The organism is Streptomyces sp. NPDC051315, assembly GCF_044455165.1.
In the GTDB taxonomy this organism is placed as follows: domain Bacteria; phylum Actinomycetota; class Actinomycetes; order Streptomycetales; family Streptomycetaceae; genus Streptomyces.
The window spans coordinates 590,012-606,931 of record NZ_JBITEN010000003.1; the positions used below are offsets into that span (position 1 = coordinate 590,012).

Genomic DNA, 16,920 nt, shown 5'->3' on the forward strand with positions numbered 1-16,920 from the left:
CATTGGCGCCGGTACCGCTCGCGGCGCTCGTGCCGGTTCCGGTCGCGGCGCTGGTGCCGGTCCCGGCGCCGGTGGCGGTACCGGTCACGGCGCCGGTGGCGGGGACGGTGCCGGTGCGCGTCCCGCCCCGACGGGGGTCGCACACCGGCACCGTGCTCATGCCGACACGTCCACTACCCCCACGTGGTCGAACAACCCTCCGTCGCCCTCACCCGCCTCGGCGAGCAGGTACGTCTGGGCCTCGCCCACGTGGAAGTACATCCCGTGCAGCTCCAGCGCCCCGGCCCGCAGCGCCCGGGACACCGACTCATGGGCGCGCAGATGGTCCAGCTGCTGGACCACGTTGGTCAGGCAGAGCTGCTCGACCGCGTCGGCGGGCGCCCGCCCGGCCAACCGCGCCCAGGGGCGGCTGTCGTCGGCCATCCGCTCCAGACTCGGCAGTCCGTGCCGCAGCCACCGCCTCAACGGGGTCTGCGCACCGCCGGGTTCCGAGCTGAGCAGCGCCTGCATGGCCCCGCACCCGGAGTGCCCGCACACCGTGATGGACCGCACCTGCAGCACGTCCACCGCGTACTCGATGGCGGCGGCGACCGAGTCGTCCCCGCTCTCCTGCCCGGGCGGCGGCACGAGATTGCCCACGTTGCGCACCACGAACAGGTCGCCCGGACCACTGGAGGTGATCATCGATGTGACCAGCCGTGAGTCGGCGCAGGTGAGGAAGAGCTGGGACGGCCGCTGTCCCTCCCGGGCCAGCCGCGCCAACTCACCCCGCACCAGCGGCGCGGTGTTGCGCTGGAAGGCGCTGATGCCACGGAGGAGCCGCTGCCCGCTCGGCTCGGAGCCGGCGGACCACCCCGAGCCGGTGGACTTGCCTGAGCCGGCCGAATCGGCGGAACCGGCCGAGGCGTTGGGGTCGGGGGTGGTGGAGGCGGTGGGACTGGTGGACGCGTCGGAATCGGTGGAGGGGCGAGGTGTGGTCGGAGCATCGGATCCGGCTGACGCGGTGGGCGTGGAGGAGGCGTCGGGGCCGGTGGACGCGTCGAAGGTGAGGGAGGCGTCAAGGCCGGCTGACGCGTCGGTTGTGGCGGACACGTCCGATCCGGTGGACGCGTTCCATCCGGCGGACCCGTCGGCTCTGGCGGACCCGGTCGGAGACCCCGCGGGAGACCCGGCCGTGGGCCCGGCGGTGGACCCGGTGGCAGATCCAGCTGGAGACCCGGTGCGAGCCGCCCCGCCGGGCTCCCCGCCGCTTTCCCCTACTGGGTCCCTGGTCGGCGGTCCCACCTCCGCGTCCCTGTCGTCGGGGGAGTGAGAGGGCGTGGACCGTGGACCCTCGCACTGGTGGTTGCGCCAGGGTGTCCAGGGACGGCAGCGGCAGTCGGCGAGGGAGGTGCCCGCTGCCGGGATGGGGTCGGGGGTCTCGATGGCGGTGGGCTCGGCGGCCATGCCATCGGTGCCGGCGCGACGGCCGGTCAGTTCTACGGAGCCGCCTCGCGCGGTGTGCGTCTTCTGCCAGTCCTGCAAGGTTTCGTACGCCGCGTGGTCCATGAAGGAGCCGTCCAACTCGACGACTACATGGGTGCCTTGGGGCACGTGATGCAGAGCGCGGCTGAGCCGTGGCACCGCGAGGAACGTCAACTGGCCTCGTACGCGTACGTGATGGACTCCTTCCTTCTCGTCGTGCGTGATCCGGGTGCGGGCGAGGCGGTGCAGGGAGACGGCGACGGCCACGGCGATCCCCAGCGCCACGCCCTCCAGGACGCCGAAGACCACCACGCCGAGGGTGGTGACGGCGTACACCAGCACCTCTCGGTGGCGGGTCACCGTGCGAATGTGGTGCAGGGACACCATCTGGATGCCGACGGCCATCACCAGGGCGGCGAGCGAGGCGAGCGGGATGAACTCCAAGGCCGGGACCATCAGCAGCGCGGCGACTACTACGAGAACGCCGTGCAGCATCGTGGAGTTCCGGCTGACGGCACCGGCATGCACATTCGCGGAACTGCGCACGGCCACGCCCGCGACGGGCAGTCCGCCGAGCGCGCCGGAGACCATGTTGGCGGCACCCTGTCCGAGCAGCTCGCGGTCGAGGTCGGAGCGCCCGACCTGGGCGGGCAGGCCCGGGCGGGAGGCGATCAGCTTGTCCACGGCGACCGCGCCGAGCAGCGACTGCACGCTGCACACCAAGGTGGTGGTGAGCACGGCCGCGAGGAGACCGAGCACCGGCCCCTCGGGCAGCCCGGCCAAGGCGTGACTGCTCCAGGACGGCAGCTCGACCCTGGGTTGGGCCAGGCCGGCGAGCGCGGCGGTCGCGGTGGCCCCGGCGACGGCGACGAGCGCCGCCGGCACCGTGCGCAGCAGGCGGCCCACCCGGCCGGGAAGGCGCGGCCAGAGCAGCAGCAGGGCCAGCGTCAGCACGCTCACGGCCACGGCGCCGGGGTGCAGGTCCGCCAACTGGGCGGGCAGGGCGCGGAGGTTGTCGAGGACGGAGCTCTGCGGGTTGCCGCCGAGGACGATGTGCAACTGGGCGACGGCGATGGTGACACCGATACCGGCGAGCATGCCGTGCACGATGGCCGGGCTGACGGCGAGCGCGCTGCGCGCCACGCGCAGGCAGCCGAGGCCCAGTTGGGCCAGTCCGGCGAGGACGGTGATCGCACACGTCGTCCGCCAGCCGTAGCGGTGGATGAGGTCGGCGGTGACGACGGTCAGTCCGGCGGCGGGGCCGCTGACCTGGAGTGGCGCGCCACCGAGCCATCCGACGACGAGGCCCCCGACGGCGGCGGCGACGAGGCCGGCCTGCAGGGGCGCGCCGGTGGCGAGGGCGATGCCGAGGGACAGGGGCAGGGCGATCAGGAAGACCGCGATCGAGGCGGACACGTCGGCGCCGGCGACATGGAAGCGGCGGCGCCGGGCCGGTGGGGGGTTGTGCGGTGGGTCGACGCGTGGGGTGTGTGTCGAGTCGGACGTGCGGGTGGGGACGCAGGCTGACATGTTTCCCGTCTCCTCCGGGGCAGCGCGGTCGCGGAACAAGTGGTCCCCCGTCGATGTCGGGGGTGGTCGCGGCCGTGGGTCACGGCGTGCAGCGGCGGGATGAAAAATCAACGCTCGGTAAACAGATCGTAATGCAGAGTAAAGGCCAAGCATGGGTATTTCGGGCAAATGGGTCAATAGATCACTCGCAGGGATGAAGTGAGCATTTGATCGGCTTGTCGTACTAATTCCTTCTCGGCCCCGTGCGACCTTGGCGGCGCTGTCGGCTCGTCCCGGCACACCACCGAGAACGCCCTTGGCGGCGTTGGTCCGAGAGAAGGAAGAAGGTGGGCGGAAGATGGCCGCCACCCAGAGGATCGCCGCGGGCGTCGTGGCCGCCGCGGCCGTCGCCGCATCACTCGCGGGATGTACGACAGGAACCGGCGGACCCGACGCTTCCCGGGAAGGAGCGCACGGTCCGCAGAAGGGGAAGCCCGCCCCGGCCCCGGGGAGCGCGGTCCGCCTGATCGGCGACGGCTCCACCGCCTTCACCGGCGCTCAGCCCCACCTGCCCAGACCCGAACGCCTGCGGCCGGGCCAGAAGCCGCCGCAGTTCGTCGTCTTCTCCTGGGACGGCGCCGGCGAGGACAGCCAGCGGCTGTTCTCCCACTTCCGCGAGGTGGCCAAGGCCAACAACGCCACGATGACGTACTTCCTCAGCGGCGTGTACCTGCTGCCGGAGGAGAAGCGCGACCTCTATAAACCGCCGCAGCACTCGCCGGGCCGCTCCGACATCGGCTTCAACGACCGGCAGGGCATCGCCGACACCGTGCGGCAGCTGCGCCTGGCATGGCTGGAGGGCAACGAGATCGGCACTCACTTCAACGGCCACTTCTGCGGCAAGGGCGGCGGTGTCGGTGAGTGGTCGGTGGAGGAGTGGAAGGACGAGATCACCCAGGCCAAGCAGTTCGTGAAGACCTGGAAGACGAACACCGGCCTGAAGCGGGCGGCCCCGCTGCCCTTCGACTACGACAAGGAACTCATCGGCGCCCGCACCCCCTGCCTCGAAGGCCGGGAGAACTTCATGAAGGCGGCCCGGGAACTCGGCTTCCGCTACGACACCAGCGGCGTCAACAACCAGGTCTGGCCCGGCAGGAAGGAGGGCCTGTGGGACCTGTCGATGCAGCTCGTCCCCTTCCCGGGGCGCTCCTTCGAGCAGCTCACCATGGACTACAACTTCATGGTCAACCAGTCCGGCAACAAAACCCAGGGCGACCCCGCCAAGCACCGGTACTGGGGCGACCAGATGCGGGACGGCCTGCTCAGGGGCTTCCAGCGGGCCTACGACGGCAACCGGGCGCCACTGATCATCGGCAACCACTTCGAGTCCTGGAACGGCGGCACGTACATGCGCGCCATCGAGGAGGTCGTGGAGCGCGTCTGCACCAAGGAGGAGGTGCGCTGCGTCTCCTTCCGGCAGCTGGCCGACTGGCTGGACGCTCAGGACCCGAAGACGCTGAAGAAGCTGCGCACCCTCGGGGTCGGCCAGGCCCCGAAGCAGGGCTGGGCGTCCTTCCTGTCCGGCCACCCCGCCCCGGCCCCGAGGGGCGTGCCCGGGGCGCCGGCGGCCAGGCAGTGACCTGCGGGCGGGGCGGCCGGGCGGCCGTCACACGGAGGCGGTGACGCTCTCGCCGAGGACGAAAGCGGGGTCGATCTGCGCTGCCAGGTCGGCCCCGGTCCGCTCATTGCCCCACGACCGGGCGTTCTTCAGGTGGAAGTGCACCATCTGACGGGTGTACCGCTCCCAGTCGCGCCGCTCGTACGCCGAGTCCACGGCCGTTCGCAACCGGTCCAGGGCGTGGCGGTTGGTGTCCTCCAGTGTGTCGAACCGGGGTGGCCGGCCCTTCTCCATGGCGCGCACCCAGTCCGAGTGCCCGACGGTCACGAGCAGGTCGTCCCCGACCTCGGCGCGGAGGAAGTCGAGGTCGTCCTGGCCCTGCACCTTGTTGCCGACGACTCTCAGCTCGACGCCGAAGTCACGGGCGTACTCCTTGTACTGACGGTAGACGGAGACCCCCTTCCGGGTCGGCTCGGCGACGAGGAACGTCATGTCGAAGCGAGTGAACATGCCGGAGGCGAAGGAGTCCGAGCCCGCTGTCATGTCGACCACGACGTACTCGTCAGAGCCGTCCACCAGGTGGTTCAGGCACAGTTCCACCGCTCCCGTCTTGGAGTGGTAACAGGCGACCCCCAGGTCGGCGTCCGTGAAAGGGCCCGTGGCCATCAAACGGACGGCGCCGCCGTCGAGTTCCACGGTCCGGGCGCAGGCGTCGTACACCGCGTTGTCCTCGCGCACCCGCAGCAGCCGGGAGCCCTCGCCGGGCGGCGTCGTCTTGATCATCGTCTCGGCGGAGGCGATGCGGGGGTTCGAGCCGCGCAGATAGTCCTTGATCAACGGCAGCCGGTCGCCCATGGCGGGCAACGCTGCGGCCTCCGCCTCGTCGAGGCCGAGCGCGGCTCCCAGATGCTGGTTGATGTCAGCGTCGATGGCGATGACGGGTGCGCCTTCGGCTGCCAGATGCCGGATGAACAGGGAGGACAGGGTGGTCTTGCCGCTGCCACCCTTCCCGACGAAAGCAATTTTCATGTTCACCAAGCGTAGTTCCGTGATAGCTGTACGTGGCAGGCGGCGTGAAGAAGACCACTCCTTCGAGGGGCGCGCCCTCCTGTTGCGTAGTGTCGTACTCATGAGTACGACAGGCGCTACCGCCGACCCGCTCGCGGCCCTTGGCTCCCTGCCCGGTGTGGCCGAGTCCGTGGAGACCGTGCGCAAGGCCGTGGACCGGGTCTACGGGCACCGCGTCATGCGACGCCGCAGCACCGAGATCACCTCGGAGGCGGCCCTGCGCGGCGCCCGTGGCTCGGCCGCGCTGTCCGGCGCCGACTGGGCCCTGGAGGAGGTGCGCCGGCGGAGTGACTTCGGCGTCGACGACGAGGCGCGCGTCGTCGGGGCGGCGCTGCGGCTGACCGCCGAAGCGGGTCAGCTGCTGTCCATCTGGCGTCAGTCACCCCTTCGGGTGCTGGCACGGCTGCACCTGGTGGCCGCGGCGAGTGAGGGCGACGAGGTCGGGCGCCCGCGGCAGGCCGGTGAACCGGTCGACGAGCCGCTGATCGAGCTGCCGCCGCCCAGCGCGGACGAGGTCTCCGGCCGGCTCGAAGGGCTGGCCGCCTTGATAGTGGCGGGCAGCTCCGCTCCGGCCCTGGTGTCAGCCGCCGTCGTGCACGGCGAACTGCTCGCGCTGCGCCCCTTCGCCTCCCACAACGGCCTGGTCGCGCGCGCCGCCGAGCGCATCGTCCTGATCGGCAGTGGTCTCGACCCGAAGTCGGTCTGCCCGGCCGAGGTGGGCCACGCGGAACTCGGCCGGGCCGCCTACCTGGCCGCTCTGGACGGCTACGTCTCCGGGACCCCCGAGGGCATGGCGGCCTGGATCGCCCACTGCGGCCGGGCGGTCGAGCTGGGCGCCCGGGAGTCCACGGCGGTGTGCGAGGCGCTCCAGCGCGGGGCGGCATAACGAGAAACAGGCCCCTCGGAGGGGCCTGCGCAAAGATGCGGCGGTACGAGTTCTCGTACCGCCGCTGGCATGCTCGCCGAGTTACCAGGCGTCCTCGAATGTCGCCCATCAGGTCGGGAACTTTGCCCGTCACCTGGTGCGGCTGGCCCGTAATCGACGGGTCGACGTCGCGTGGGTGCCCGGCGTTCATGCTTCGGTCCGTGGGGCCAATTGCGTTGTTTAAGGTGATCCTTTCGGATGTCCTTGGTCTCGCGGGCCGTTGAGTCATTTGTACTCCAGGACCCAGGCAAGCGGAAGTGCTGCCACCGGTTCTTTACTTTTACTCGCGAACGGGCGTGAAAGGGACGCCCGGGTGGGGGCGGTGGGGTCGCTGCTCAGGCGCTCGGCGCCGCCCTGCGCCGACTCGCGTACCAGACCAGGCCGGCCGTGGCGGCCGCCGCTCCTATGGCGGCCGCGGCGACCAGCACCGGGCGGTGCGGAACGGAGAACGACGGGATGCGCTGCTTCAGCCGCACCGGCCGGTGGAAGTCGAGGATCGGCCACCCGCGCGTGAGGGCCTCGCGGCGCAGCGCACGGTCCGGGTTCACCGCATGCGGATGGCCGACTTCCTCCAGCATCGGCAGGTCCGTCGCCGAGTCGCTGTAGGCGTAGCAGCGCGAGAGGTCGTACCCCTCGGACTCCGCCAGCTCCTTGACCGCCTCCGCCTTGGTCGGGCCGTACGCGTAGTACTCCACCTCGCCGGTGAAGCAGCCGTCCTCGCCCACGACCATGCGGGTGGCGACGACACGGTCCGCGCCGAGCAGCTCGCCGATCGGCTCGACCACCTCGGCGCCCGACGTCGACACGATCACGACGTCGCGGCCGGCGGTGTGGTGCTCCTCGATCAGGGAGGCCGCCTCGTCGTAGATGAGCGGGTCGATCAGGTCGTGCAGGGTCTCGGCGACGATCTCCTTCACCTGTTGGACGTTCCAGCCGCGCACCAGCGCGGACAGGTACTCGCGGGTCCGCTCCATCTGGTCGTGGTCCATACCGCCCACGAGGAAGACGAACTGGGCATATGCGGTGCGCAAGGCCGCCCTGCGGTTGATCAGCCCGCCTTGGTAGAAGGACTTGCTGAAGGTGAGCGTGCTCGACTTCGCAATGACCGTCTTGTCCAGGTCAAAGAACGCCGCTGTGCGGGGCAAGGAGTGGTTTTCCACAACCCAGAGCATAGGGGCAGCCCATTCGGCGTAAGGTGGGCGCGTGGGTTTGCCTGAGAGGCCTCTCGGGTACACCATGGAAGTCACGGATCGTTCGCGACCGTGCTAACCCGGTCCGGCTCCTCCCCCCCCGAGTCGGCCGTGGAGACGACCCCCGCTCTCCCCCCCGGCGGGGGTCGTCGCATGTCCGGGTGGGTTTTTCCTTTCTGTGGGCGTCTGTGGTGCCGTCTCGTGGCGGCTGCGGTCGCCCCTTTCGCATGCCCGCGATCCGTCACTGTGCGTAGTCGTCGGACTCCTCTGCGGAAGTCGCACAGGAAGCGGCATGGCAGTCACCGGTATGGGTGACAGCGATATTCACAACCAGGCAATCGTCCACAGTTATCCACCAAGATCCACACCATTTTCCGGGTTCGTTGCACCGTGATTCCACCGCGTCCCGCTCGAGCCGAGTTCATGGTCGGCTCCGTTTGCCGACACGGTGGCCGGTATCCGCCGGCCGTTCATCCGGGGACCTTGTCGCCGGTCTTCACACGCAGGGGAATCGCGAGGCCGCAGAGAGGTGCGTGCCACGCAGCGAAGGGGGATGGAAGCCGTGACCGGAGCCGTCACACACGACCCGCCACCCGCCGCCGGACGGCAGGGCAGGCCGCTGATCGTCACCGAGGACGCCGAGCTCCTCGACGACCTGCTGCGGCTGTGCGCCGCGGCGGGCGCCACACCGGAGGTGCACCCCTCGGTGCCCGAACACCGGGGTGGCTGGGAGTCCGCGCCGCTCGTCCTGGTCGGCGACGACGCCGCGCGCCGCGTCCGCGGGGCCGCCCGCAGACGGGGAGTGGTCCTCGTCGGACGCGACCAGGACGACTCCGGCGTGTGGCGCAGGGCCGTCGAGATCGGCGCCGACCACGTCCTGGTGCTGCCCGACGGCGAACAGTGGCTCGTCGACCGCATCGCCGACGTCGCCGAGGGCGTCGGCCGGCCCGCTCTCACCGTCGGCGTCGTCGGCGGGCGCGGCGGGGCCGGGGCGTCCACGCTCGCGTGCGCGCTCGCCGTCACCTCCGCGCGTGAGGGACTGCGCACCCTCCTCGTGGACGCCGATCCACTGGGCGGCGGACTCGACGTACTCCTCGGCGGCGAGACCGCGGAAGGACTGCGCTGGCCCGCCTTCGCCGCCTCGCGCGGGCGGGTCGGCGGCGGCGCCCTGGAGGAGTCGCTGCCGGAACTGCACCAGTTGCGGGTGCTCAGCTGGGACCGCGGCGACTGCGTCGCCATCCCGCCCCCGGCCGTGCGCGCGGTGCTCGCCGCGGCCCGGCGCCGCGGCGGCACGGTCGTCGTCGACCTGCCGCGCCGCATCGACGACGGCGTCGCCGAGGCTCTCGCGCAGATCGACGTCGGGCTCCTCGTGGTCCCCGCCGAGCTGCGCGCCGTCGCGGCGGCCGGACGGGTTGCCTCCGCCATTGGCATGGTCCTGCGCGACCTGCGGGTCGCGGTACGCGGGCCGTACGCGCCCGGACTCGACGACCGCGAGGTGGCCCGGCTGCTCGGACTGCCCCTGGCCGGCGAGGTGCCTGTCGAATCGGGTCTGCTGCGCCCGGACGGCGGCAGGACACCACCCGGCGCCGTCCCTCGAGGCCCTCTCGCCCGGTTCTGCACGGAGTTCTGGGAGCGGGCGCTGGTCCAGGCGGGTGGCGCATGAGCACGCTGCCCGGACTGGAACGGCCGAGGGGCACGGGCGCGCTGCTCGACGGTGTACGGCAGTGGCTCGCCGAGAGCGGCGCCGAACCGACCCCCGCGCGCGTGGCCCAGGCACTGCGGGAGCAGGGGCGGGTCCTGGGGGACGCGGAGATCCTCGGCGCGGCGGAGCAACTGCGGTCCGAGCTGGTCGGCAGCGGTCCCCTCGAGCCACTGCTCGCCGATCCGTCGGTGACCGACGTGCTGGTGTCCGCCCCGGACCGGGTCTGGGTCGACCGCGGCGGCGGCCTGGAGCTGACCACCGTCTCCTTCCCGGACGCGATGGCCGTACGACGCCTCGCGCAGCGCCTGGCCGCGGTGGCCGGACGGCGTCTGGACGACGCCCGGCCGTGGGCCGACGCGCGACTGCCCGACGGCACCCGGCTGCACGCGGTGCTGCCCCCGGTCGCCGTCGGCTGCACCTGCCTGTCGCTGCGGGTGGTACGGCCGCGGGCGTTCACGCTCGACGAACTGGTGGCCGCGGGCACGGTGCCTCCGGGCGGCGACCAGGTGCTGCGGGACCTGCTGCGGGCCCGCCTGTCCTTCCTGGTCAGCGGCGGCACCGGGAGCGGCAAGACCACCCTGCTCAGCGCCTTGCTGGGGCTGGTCGGGCCGGGGGAGCGCATCGTGCTCGCGGAGGACTCGGCGGAGCTCCGGCCGGATCACCCGCACGTCGTCCGGCTGGAGACCAGACCCGCCAACCAGGAGGGAGCGGGGCTCGTCACGCTCGAGGACCTGGTGCGGCAGGCGCTGCGCATGCGGCCGGACCGGCTGGTCGTGGGCGAGGTGCGCGGGCCCGAGGTCGTCCACTTGCTGGCCGCCCTGAACACGGGTCACGAAGGCGGCTGCGGGACGGTCCATGCCAACGCCGCCGCGGACGTGCCCGCCCGCCTGGAGGCGCTCGGCACGGCGGCCGGGCTGGACCGGGCGGCGCTGCACAGCCAGTTGGCGGCCGCGCTGTCGGTGGTGCTGCACCTCGTGCGGGACCGGGACGGGCGGCGGCGGATCGCCGAGGTGCACGTGCTGGAGCGGGACCCGTCCGGGCTGGTCCGGACGGTACCGGCGCTGCGGTGGCAGGCGGAGATGTTCCGCCGCGAGCGCGGGTGGGAGCGGCTGCGGGAGCTGCTGCGAGGCGAGAGGAGCGGAGCGGGAGATGAGCGTGATGCCTGACGTGCCGATGGCCGCGGCCGGGGTCTGCGCCGGGACGGCGATCTGGCTGCTCGGAGGGCCGTACTCCGGGGGTCGGCGGGCACAGCTGCTGCTGGCGGGAGGCGGGGTGGTCGGCAGCGGGCCCCCGTCATGGCCGGACCTGGCCCGCGACCTGCGGAAGATCCGTGGTCGGTGGCGGCCCGAGTGGTGGGGGCCGGTTGCCGGACTGGCTTTGGCGGTGCTGGGCGCCTCGGTGCTGCCGGTCGTCGCGGGGGCGGCCGGAGTGCCTCTGCTGCGCCGGGTGCGGCGGGCGCGCCAGGTGCGGCGGGCCGGGGAGCGTCGGGGTGACGCCGTGATCGCGCTGTGCGCGGCGCTCGCCGGGGAGGTGCGGGCGGGACGGCAGCCCGGGGAGGCGTTGCAGCGGGCCGCCCGCGACTCCGGAGGGCTGGGCTCGGCGCAGGCCGCCGTGCTGGCGGCGGCGCGGTTCGGCGGGGATGTTCCCGGTGCGCTCGCGGCCGCGGCCCGGCAACCGGGGGCCGACGGACTGCTGGGGCTCGCCGCGTGCTGGCGGGTGGCCGTGGACCAGGGCGCGGGCCTCGCCGCCGGACTCGACCGACTGGAGGGGGCGTTGCGAGCGGAGCGAGACCAGCGAGCCGACCTGCGGGCGCAGTTGGCGGGGGCGCGCTCGACGGCGGTGATGCTCGCCGGCCTGCCGGTCCTGGGCCTGGCTCTGGGTACCGCGCTCGGCGCCGACCCGTTGCGTGTCCTGCTGCACACCGGCCCGGGATGGGGGTGCCTGCTGGTCGGCGGCTTGCTGGAGGGGATCGGGATGTGGTGGGCGGTGCGGATCGTGCGGGGCGCGGAGGGGGTGTGAGGCGGGGTGGAGGTGCGTGAGGCGCAGATGGGATGTGAGGCGGGAGTGAACGGTGGGGCGTTCGGGCGGGCCGTGTGCGGCCCGTCGAGGGAAACGGAGTCGGAATGAGTGCGGAAGTTGTCCACAGGTTGGGGGCGGCCGTGGGGATCGCGATGCTCCTGGCGTGGCTCGTGCGCTGGTTGTCGGGTGTGCGGCGTGAGCGGAGGGCGCGGCAGCGGCTCATTGAGTCGCTGGCCGTGCCGTCGGTGCCGGAGATCTCTCGTCCCGGAGCGCGGGAGCTGGTGCGGCGGTGGCTGCCCGAGGTGGCGGTCCTGGGTGCCGGCTGGGCGGTGGGCGGTGGTGTCGTCGGGCTCGTCCTGGGGCTCATCGGCGCGGTGGTGATGCGATGGTGGCGCCGTCGGCAGCGAGCGGCCGACGCCGTGAGCGAGGCGGACGTGCGGGCTGCCGCCCGGCAACTCCCGCTCGCCGCCGACCTGCTGGCCGCGTGCATCGCGGCGGGCGCCGGTCCGGTGGTCGCGGCACAGGCGGTGGGCGAGGCCCTCGGCGGTCCCGTCGGGGACGGACTGGCGCGCGGTGCCGCGGAGGTGCGGCTCGGCGGCGAACCGGCCACCGCTTGGCGGAGGTTGGCCGCTGCGCCCGGTGCGGCCGCCCTGGCCCGCCTGCTGGAGCGGGCCGACGTCTCGGGGCTTCCGGCGGCCGGACCGGTCGCCCGGATCGCCGCCGACGCCCGCGCCGAGTGGGCACGCGCGGGGACGGCCCGGGCCCGCCGTGCGGCCGTCATGGTGACCGCACCGGTGGGGCTGTGCTTCCTGCCCGCCTTCATCACGGTGGGCATCGCGCCCGTCGTGATCGGCCTGGCGGGTGGTGCGCTGGGAGGAGGTGGGCCGTGAGGCCGTGACGGTGAGGTGAGCGAGGACGCCGTCGGGAGTGAGGGGAATGGCTGGACGGCGGGAGATCGGCAGGCAGGTCGAGCACCAGAGAACCGACAGAGTCGGCGAGGCCGGCGGGGTCGGCGGGAACCGGCTGGCGTCCGTTCCGACGGACCCTTCGGGATCAAGTGACTTCAACAGCACTTACAGGTCCAACAGAACCATCGACCAGGACCAAGCGGGACCCATCGGGTCCGGTGAAGCAGCGACAGAACCTCACGGGGGTTGAGATGTGCAAGGTGGTACGGGCGCGGTTGCGTGCCCTGGTGTGCAGGGGGCGTTCGGCGCGGCGGGACGCGGGGATGGTGACGTCCGAGTATGCGATGGGGATCGTCGCGGCGGTCGCGTTCGCGGTGATCCTCTACAAGGTGGTGACGAGCGGGACGGTCACCGCGGAGCTGCAGGGCCTCGTTCAGAGGGCGCTCAGTGCGAGTACGTGAGTGGGCACGGGAGCGGGGAGCGGATCGGGGGTTCGTGACGGCGGAGTCGGCCGTCGTGCTGCCGGTGCTGGTGGCGTTCGCCCTGGCGCTGGTGTGGGGGCTGCTCGTCATGGCGGCTCAGCTCCAGTGCGTGGACGCGGCCAGGTCAGGCGCCCGGGCCGCGGCCCGGCAGGACCCGACCGAGGCGGTGGTCGAGGTGACCCGGGCGACGGCACCCCGCGGGGCACGAGTGACGGTCAGCCGGGAGGGCGACCAGGTCCGAGTGGTGGTCGTGGCGGAGCCGCCGGTGCTGGGCGGGCTGCCGTTCGAGGTGCGGGGGGAAGCCGTGGCGGCGGCTGAGGACGTCGGCTTGGCGGAGGACGTGGGAGTGGCGCAGGACGTGGCGGCGGCTGAGGGCGTGGGGGTGGGGCCATGAGCGGGCGTCGAGCCGGGTTGGGGAGAGGCCGGGGCGTTGGCAGGTACCGCGGTCGTGGCTCCGACCGCGGCTCGGCCACCGTCTGGACCGTCGGGGCGATCGCCGTGCTGTGCGTGGTGTTCGGTGCGGTGCTCGCCCTGGGGCAGGCAGTCCTGGCCCGGCACCGGGCCGCCGGCGGCGCGGACCTCGCGGCGCTCGCGGCCGCCGGCCACTGGACGGACGGTGCCACGGCGGCCTGTGCGCGGGCGGAGCGGGTGGCTCGGGCGCAGGGCGCGCGGCTGGTGCGGTGCGCGGTCGTGGGGGAGATCTCGGACGTGACGGCGGCTGCCGGGCAGGGGCCGTTCGCGGCGGAGGTCAGGGCGAGGGCGGGCCCTCCGGGGGCGGAGGAGGTGGTGCCGGAGGAGCGAGGGCCGTAGCTCTGGCCCCCACTGACGCCCGGCCTTGCCTCCGCGGCCCTCAGGCGCGCCAGGAGCGCCTCACCCCCGTTCTTGCCGTGCCACCCGGTCGGCCGCAGGGAGGCGTGGGTGCTCCGCCGACCCCCTACCGCCCGCCGCGAGGGCGCCGCGACGCCGCCGCCCGCCAGGTGGGTGCCTCCGCCCGCCAGGGGGTGCCCCACCGCCGCATGGCGGGTGCCCCATCCACCCCACCGCAGGCGACCCGGGTGCCCCCGCTCCCTCCGGGCCCCCGCTCCCTCCGGGCCCCGTCCGCTGATCCGCTAATCCGCCGGCTTCTCCTCCGGAGCCGCCCGCAGTAGTTCCGTGAGCAGCCGTACCGCTCCTCGCTTGTGCAGCGGATCGTTGCCGTTGCCGCACTTGGGGGACTGGATGCAGGACGGGCAGCCGGCCTCGCACTCGCAGGAGGCGATGGCCTGGTGGGTGGCGGTCAGCCAGGCGCGGGCCGTGTGGAAGGCGCGTTCCGCGAAGCCCGCGCCGCCGGGATGACCGTCGTAGACGAAGACCGTCGGGAGCAGGGTGTCGGGGTGCAGGGGGATCGACACTCCGCCGATGTCCCAGCGGTCGCAGGTCGCGAAGAGGGGCAGCATGCCGATGGAGGCGTGCTCGGCGGCGTGGAGGGCACCGCCGAGGATCTCGGGGTTGATGCGGGCGGCGTCCAGTTGGTCCTCGGTGACCGTCCACCACACGGCGCGTGTGCGCAGCGTTCGAGGAGGGAGGTCGAGCTTCGACTCGCCCAGTACTTCACCGGTGATGAGCCGTCGACGCAGGAAGGAGACCACTTGGTTGGTGACCTCGACGGAGCCGTAGCACAGCCGGCCGTCGCCCCAGGGCACCTCGACGTCCGTCTCCAGGACGGAGATCGACGTCGTGTCGCGGGCGACCGTCGCATACGGCGGGTTGGCCTCCTCGACCAGGGCCACCGAGTCCTCCAGGTCCAGAGACCGCACCAGGTACGTGCGGCCCTGGTGCAGGTGGACGGCGCCCTCGTGGACGGTGGCGTGTGCGGCGCCCTGGTCGACGGTGCCGAGGAGGCGGCCCGTCCCCTCCTCGACGATCTGGACCGGCCGGCCGCCCTCGCCGCGGATGTCGGTGAGGTCGGCGGCCCGTTCCCGGCGCGTCCAGTGCCAGGCCTTCGTCCGGCGGCGCAGCAGCTTCGCGGCCTCCAGCTGCGGCAGCAGTCCCTCGGTCTCGGGGCCGAACAGCTTCAGGTCCTCCTCGCCCAGCGGAAGTTCGGCGGCGGCCGCGCACAGGTGCGGGGCGAGGACGTAGGGGTTGTCGGGGTCGAGGACCGTCGATTCCACGGGCCGGTCGAACAGTGCCTCGGGGTGGTGGACGAGGAAGGTGTCCAGGGGGTCGTCGCGGGCGATCAGGACGGCGAGGGCGCCCTGTCCCGCCCGGCCCGCGCGGCCGGCCTGCTGCCACAGGGAGGCGCGCGTGCCCGGGTAGCCGGCGATCAGGACGGCGTCCAGGCCCGAGACGTCGATGCCGAGTTCGAGGGCGGTCGTGGCGGCCAGGCCGAGGAGTTCACCGGAGTGCAGGGCCTGTTCCAGGGCGCGGCGCTCCTCGGGGAGGTAGCCGCCGCGGTACGCCGCGACACGCCGGGCCAGGGAGCGGTCGACCTCGGCGAGGCGTTCCTGGGCGATCACCGAGATCAGCTCGGCGCCGCGCCGGGAGCGGACGAAGGCGACGGTGCGTACGCCCTGGACGGCGAGGTCGGTGAGCAGGTCGGCGGTCTCGGCGGTGGCGGTGCGGCGGACCGGGGCGCCCTTCTCGCCCTGCATCTCGGTGAGCGGGGGTTCCCAGAGGGCGAACACCAGTTCACCGCGGGGTGAGGCGTCATCGGCGACCTCGACCACCGGGAGGCCGGTCAGGCGCCCGGCGGCCACCGCGGGCTCGGCCGCGGTCGCGGAGGCCAGCAGGAAGACGGGAGAGGCGCCGTAGCGGGCGCACAGGCGGCGCAGACGGCGCAGCACCTGGGCGACGTGGGAGCCGAAGACACCGCGGTAGGTGTGGCACTCGTCGATGACGACGTACTTCAACGACTTCAGGAAGGAGGCCCACCGGGGGTGGGAGGGGAGGATGCCGCGGTGCAGCATGTCCGGGTTGGTGAGGACGTAGTTGGCGTACTGCCGGATCCACTCGCGTTCCTCGAACGGCGTGTCGCCGTCGTAGACGGCCGGCCGTACGGCGCTGCCGAGGGGTTGTGAAAGTTTCTTCACGGATCGGCACTGGTCCGCCGCGAGAGCCTTGGTGGGGGCCAGGTAGAGGGTGGTGGCGCCGCGGCCGTTCGGGGCTTCGGAGCCGTCGAGGAGCGTCGACAGCACGGGCACGAGGTAGGCGAGGGACTTGCCGGAGGCCGTGCCCGTCGCGACGACCACCGAATCGCCGTCCAGGGCGTGCTCGGCGACCCGGGCCTGGTGGGCCCAGGGGTGTTCGATACCGCACGCCTGTACGGCCGCGATCACCTCCGGGCGAATCCGGTCAGGCCAGACGGCATGGCGGCCCGCGCGCGGGGGCAAGTGCTCCGTATGAGTGATGCGCGACGCCCGGCTCGGTCCGGGGGCGAGCCGGTCCAGGACCTCGCCCGGCGACAGGCGGGAGGCGGGCTGTGCCGTGGGTCGATCGGGTCGGTGATTCTTGGCCATCGGCACCGAGTGTGTCACTGGCGTGACGGACAATGGAGCCAAGGCGTCGTGCACGCCTGCCGGTAAGTGATTGAATGCCATCGCGGCTGGCGAACCGTCCCGGGGGCTCCTGCCGAGGTGTCCCGAGGGGCGACCGCTCGATAGCAAGGTGCTGGAGGATCCGTGGACCTGTCCCTGTCGACCCGTACCGTCGGCGATCGTACGGTCGTCGAGGTCGGTGGCGAAATCGACGTATATACCGCGCCCAAGCTGCGCGAGCAGCTGGTCGAGCTGGTGAACGACGGGAATTTCCACCTCGTCGTCGACATGGAGGGCGTGGACTTCCTCGACTCCACCGGGCTCGGCGTACTGGTCGGAGGCCTGAAGCGGGTGCGTGCCCATGAGGGCTCGCTGCGCCTGGTCTGCAACCAGGAGCGCATTCTGAAGATCTTCCGCATCACCGGTCTCACCAAGGTGTTCCCGATCCACACCTCGGTCGACGAAGCGGTGGCGGCCACCGACTGACCCACCGAATCCGGGCGCACGAACGGGTGCGCCCGGT

General features: G+C 72.6%; 14 protein-coding genes. 10 read left to right on the forward strand and 4 right to left on the reverse strand.

Annotation, left to right across the window (positions count from 1 at the left end; all coding sequences use genetic code 11):
• Positions 1-156 precede the first annotated feature (156 nt).
• Positions 157-2,994 (reverse strand): SulP family inorganic anion transporter, encoded by a 2,838-nt coding sequence (locus tag ACIBBD_RS09060; protein ID WP_399418630.1) that lies wholly within the window; start codon positions 2,992-2,994, stop codon positions 157-159.
• A gap of 337 nt (positions 2,995-3,331) precedes the next feature.
• Here ACIBBD_RS09060 and ACIBBD_RS09065 point away from each other — a divergent pair, with 337 nt between their 5' ends.
• Positions 3,332-4,612: a hypothetical protein gene (locus tag ACIBBD_RS09065; protein WP_399418631.1), complete on the forward strand. Its 1,281-nt coding sequence runs from the start codon at positions 3,332-3,334 to the stop codon at positions 4,610-4,612.
• 27 nt (positions 4,613-4,639) lie between these two features.
• On the opposite strand, the gene ACIBBD_RS09070 is transcribed toward ACIBBD_RS09065, so the two are convergent.
• On the reverse strand, positions 4,640-5,620 hold the full coding sequence (locus ACIBBD_RS09070; RefSeq protein ID WP_399418632.1) for an ATP-binding protein: 981 nt from the start codon (positions 5,618-5,620) through the stop codon (positions 4,640-4,642).
• A 100-nt stretch (positions 5,621-5,720) separates the two neighbouring features.
• Here ACIBBD_RS09070 and ACIBBD_RS09075 point away from each other — a divergent pair, with 100 nt between their 5' ends.
• On the forward strand, positions 5,721-6,545 hold the full coding sequence (locus tag ACIBBD_RS09075) for an oxidoreductase (RefSeq protein ID WP_399418633.1): 825 nt from the start codon (positions 5,721-5,723) through the stop codon (positions 6,543-6,545).
• A 374-nt stretch (positions 6,546-6,919) separates the two neighbouring features.
• On the opposite strand, the gene ACIBBD_RS09080 is transcribed toward ACIBBD_RS09075, so the two are convergent.
• Complete coding sequence (locus ACIBBD_RS09080) at positions 6,920-7,756, reverse strand: HAD family hydrolase (protein WP_399418634.1); 837 nt, start codon at positions 7,754-7,756, stop codon at positions 6,920-6,922.
• A 571-nt stretch (positions 7,757-8,327) separates the two neighbouring features.
• Between ACIBBD_RS09080 and ssd the strand changes: the two genes are divergently transcribed.
• The 7 genes from ssd to ACIBBD_RS09115 all read left to right on the forward strand — a co-directional run bounded on the left by ssd (position 8,328) and on the right by ACIBBD_RS09115 (position 13,695).
• Positions 8,328-9,437: a septum site-determining protein Ssd gene (gene ssd, locus ACIBBD_RS09085; protein WP_399418635.1), complete on the forward strand. Its 1,110-nt coding sequence runs from the start codon at positions 8,328-8,330 to the stop codon at positions 9,435-9,437.
• On the forward strand, positions 9,434-10,642 hold the full coding sequence (locus ACIBBD_RS09090) for a TadA family conjugal transfer-associated ATPase (protein WP_399418636.1): 1,209 nt from the start codon (positions 9,434-9,436) through the stop codon (positions 10,640-10,642). The genes ssd and ACIBBD_RS09090 overlap by 4 nt, the downstream gene beginning before the upstream one ends.
• Complete coding sequence (locus ACIBBD_RS09095; protein WP_399418637.1) at positions 10,626-11,495, forward strand: type II secretion system F family protein; 870 nt, start codon at positions 10,626-10,628, stop codon at positions 11,493-11,495. The genes ACIBBD_RS09090 and ACIBBD_RS09095 overlap by 17 nt, the downstream gene beginning before the upstream one ends.
• Positions 11,496-11,599: 104 nt before the next feature.
• Complete coding sequence (locus tag ACIBBD_RS09100) at positions 11,600-12,385, forward strand: type II secretion system F family protein (protein WP_399418638.1); 786 nt, start codon at positions 11,600-11,602, stop codon at positions 12,383-12,385.
• 269 nt (positions 12,386-12,654) lie between these two features.
• Positions 12,655-12,864, forward strand: coding sequence for a DUF4244 domain-containing protein (locus ACIBBD_RS09105; protein ID WP_399418682.1), 210 nt, complete (start codon positions 12,655-12,657; stop codon positions 12,862-12,864).
• Between the two features lie 34 nt (positions 12,865-12,898).
• Positions 12,899-13,279 (forward strand): TadE family type IV pilus minor pilin, encoded by a 381-nt coding sequence (locus ACIBBD_RS09110; RefSeq protein ID WP_399418639.1) that lies wholly within the window; start codon positions 12,899-12,901, stop codon positions 13,277-13,279.
• Positions 13,276-13,695, forward strand: a complete 420-nt coding sequence (locus ACIBBD_RS09115) for an Rv3654c family TadE-like protein (RefSeq protein WP_399418640.1) — start codon at positions 13,276-13,278, stop codon at positions 13,693-13,695. The genes ACIBBD_RS09110 and ACIBBD_RS09115 overlap by 4 nt, the downstream gene beginning before the upstream one ends.
• Before the next feature lie 299 nt (positions 13,696-13,994).
• On the opposite strand, the gene ACIBBD_RS09120 is transcribed toward ACIBBD_RS09115, so the two are convergent.
• Entirely contained in the window at positions 13,995-16,460 is a 2,466-nt protein-coding gene (locus tag ACIBBD_RS09120; protein WP_399418641.1) for a DEAD/DEAH box helicase, read from the reverse strand.
• Between the two features lie 81 nt (positions 16,461-16,541).
• Here ACIBBD_RS09120 and bldG point away from each other — a divergent pair, with 81 nt between their 5' ends.
• On the forward strand, positions 16,542-16,883 hold the full coding sequence (bldG, locus tag ACIBBD_RS09125; RefSeq protein ID WP_009189842.1) for an anti-sigma factor antagonist BldG: 342 nt from the start codon (positions 16,542-16,544) through the stop codon (positions 16,881-16,883).
• Positions 16,884-16,920 lie beyond the last annotated feature (37 nt).

Coding starts and splice junctions, on each gene's coding strand:
- ACIBBD_RS09080 (WP_399418634.1), bottom strand. CDS start 7,756: ATGCTCTGGGTTGTGGAAAACCACTCCTTGCCCCGCACAGCGGCGTTC.
- ACIBBD_RS09100 (WP_399418638.1), top strand. CDS start 11,600: ATGAGTGCGGAAGTTGTCCACAGGTTGGGGGCGGCCGTGGGGATCGCG.
- ACIBBD_RS09075 (WP_399418633.1), top strand. CDS start 5,721: ATGAGTACGACAGGCGCTACCGCCGACCCGCTCGCGGCCCTTGGCTCC.
- ACIBBD_RS09065 (WP_399418631.1), top strand. CDS start 3,332: ATGGCCGCCACCCAGAGGATCGCCGCGGGCGTCGTGGCCGCCGCGGCC.
- ACIBBD_RS09070 (WP_399418632.1), bottom strand. CDS start 5,620: ATGAAAATTGCTTTCGTCGGGAAGGGTGGCAGCGGCAAGACCACCCTG.
- ssd (WP_399418635.1), top strand. CDS start 8,328: ATGGAAGCCGTGACCGGAGCCGTCACACACGACCCGCCACCCGCCGCC.
- ACIBBD_RS09060 (WP_399418630.1), bottom strand. CDS start 2,994: ATGTCAGCCTGCGTCCCCACCCGCACGTCCGACTCGACACACACCCCA.
- ACIBBD_RS09095 (WP_399418637.1), top strand. CDS start 10,626: ATGAGCGTGATGCCTGACGTGCCGATGGCCGCGGCCGGGGTCTGCGCC.
- ACIBBD_RS09105 (WP_399418682.1), top strand. CDS start 12,655: ATGTGCAAGGTGGTACGGGCGCGGTTGCGTGCCCTGGTGTGCAGGGGG.
- ACIBBD_RS09120 (WP_399418641.1), bottom strand. CDS start 16,460: ATGGCATTCAATCACTTACCGGCAGGCGTGCACGACGCCTTGGCTCCA.
- ACIBBD_RS09090 (WP_399418636.1), top strand. CDS start 9,434: ATGAGCACGCTGCCCGGACTGGAACGGCCGAGGGGCACGGGCGCGCTG.
- ACIBBD_RS09115 (WP_399418640.1), top strand. CDS start 13,276: ATGAGCGGGCGTCGAGCCGGGTTGGGGAGAGGCCGGGGCGTTGGCAGG.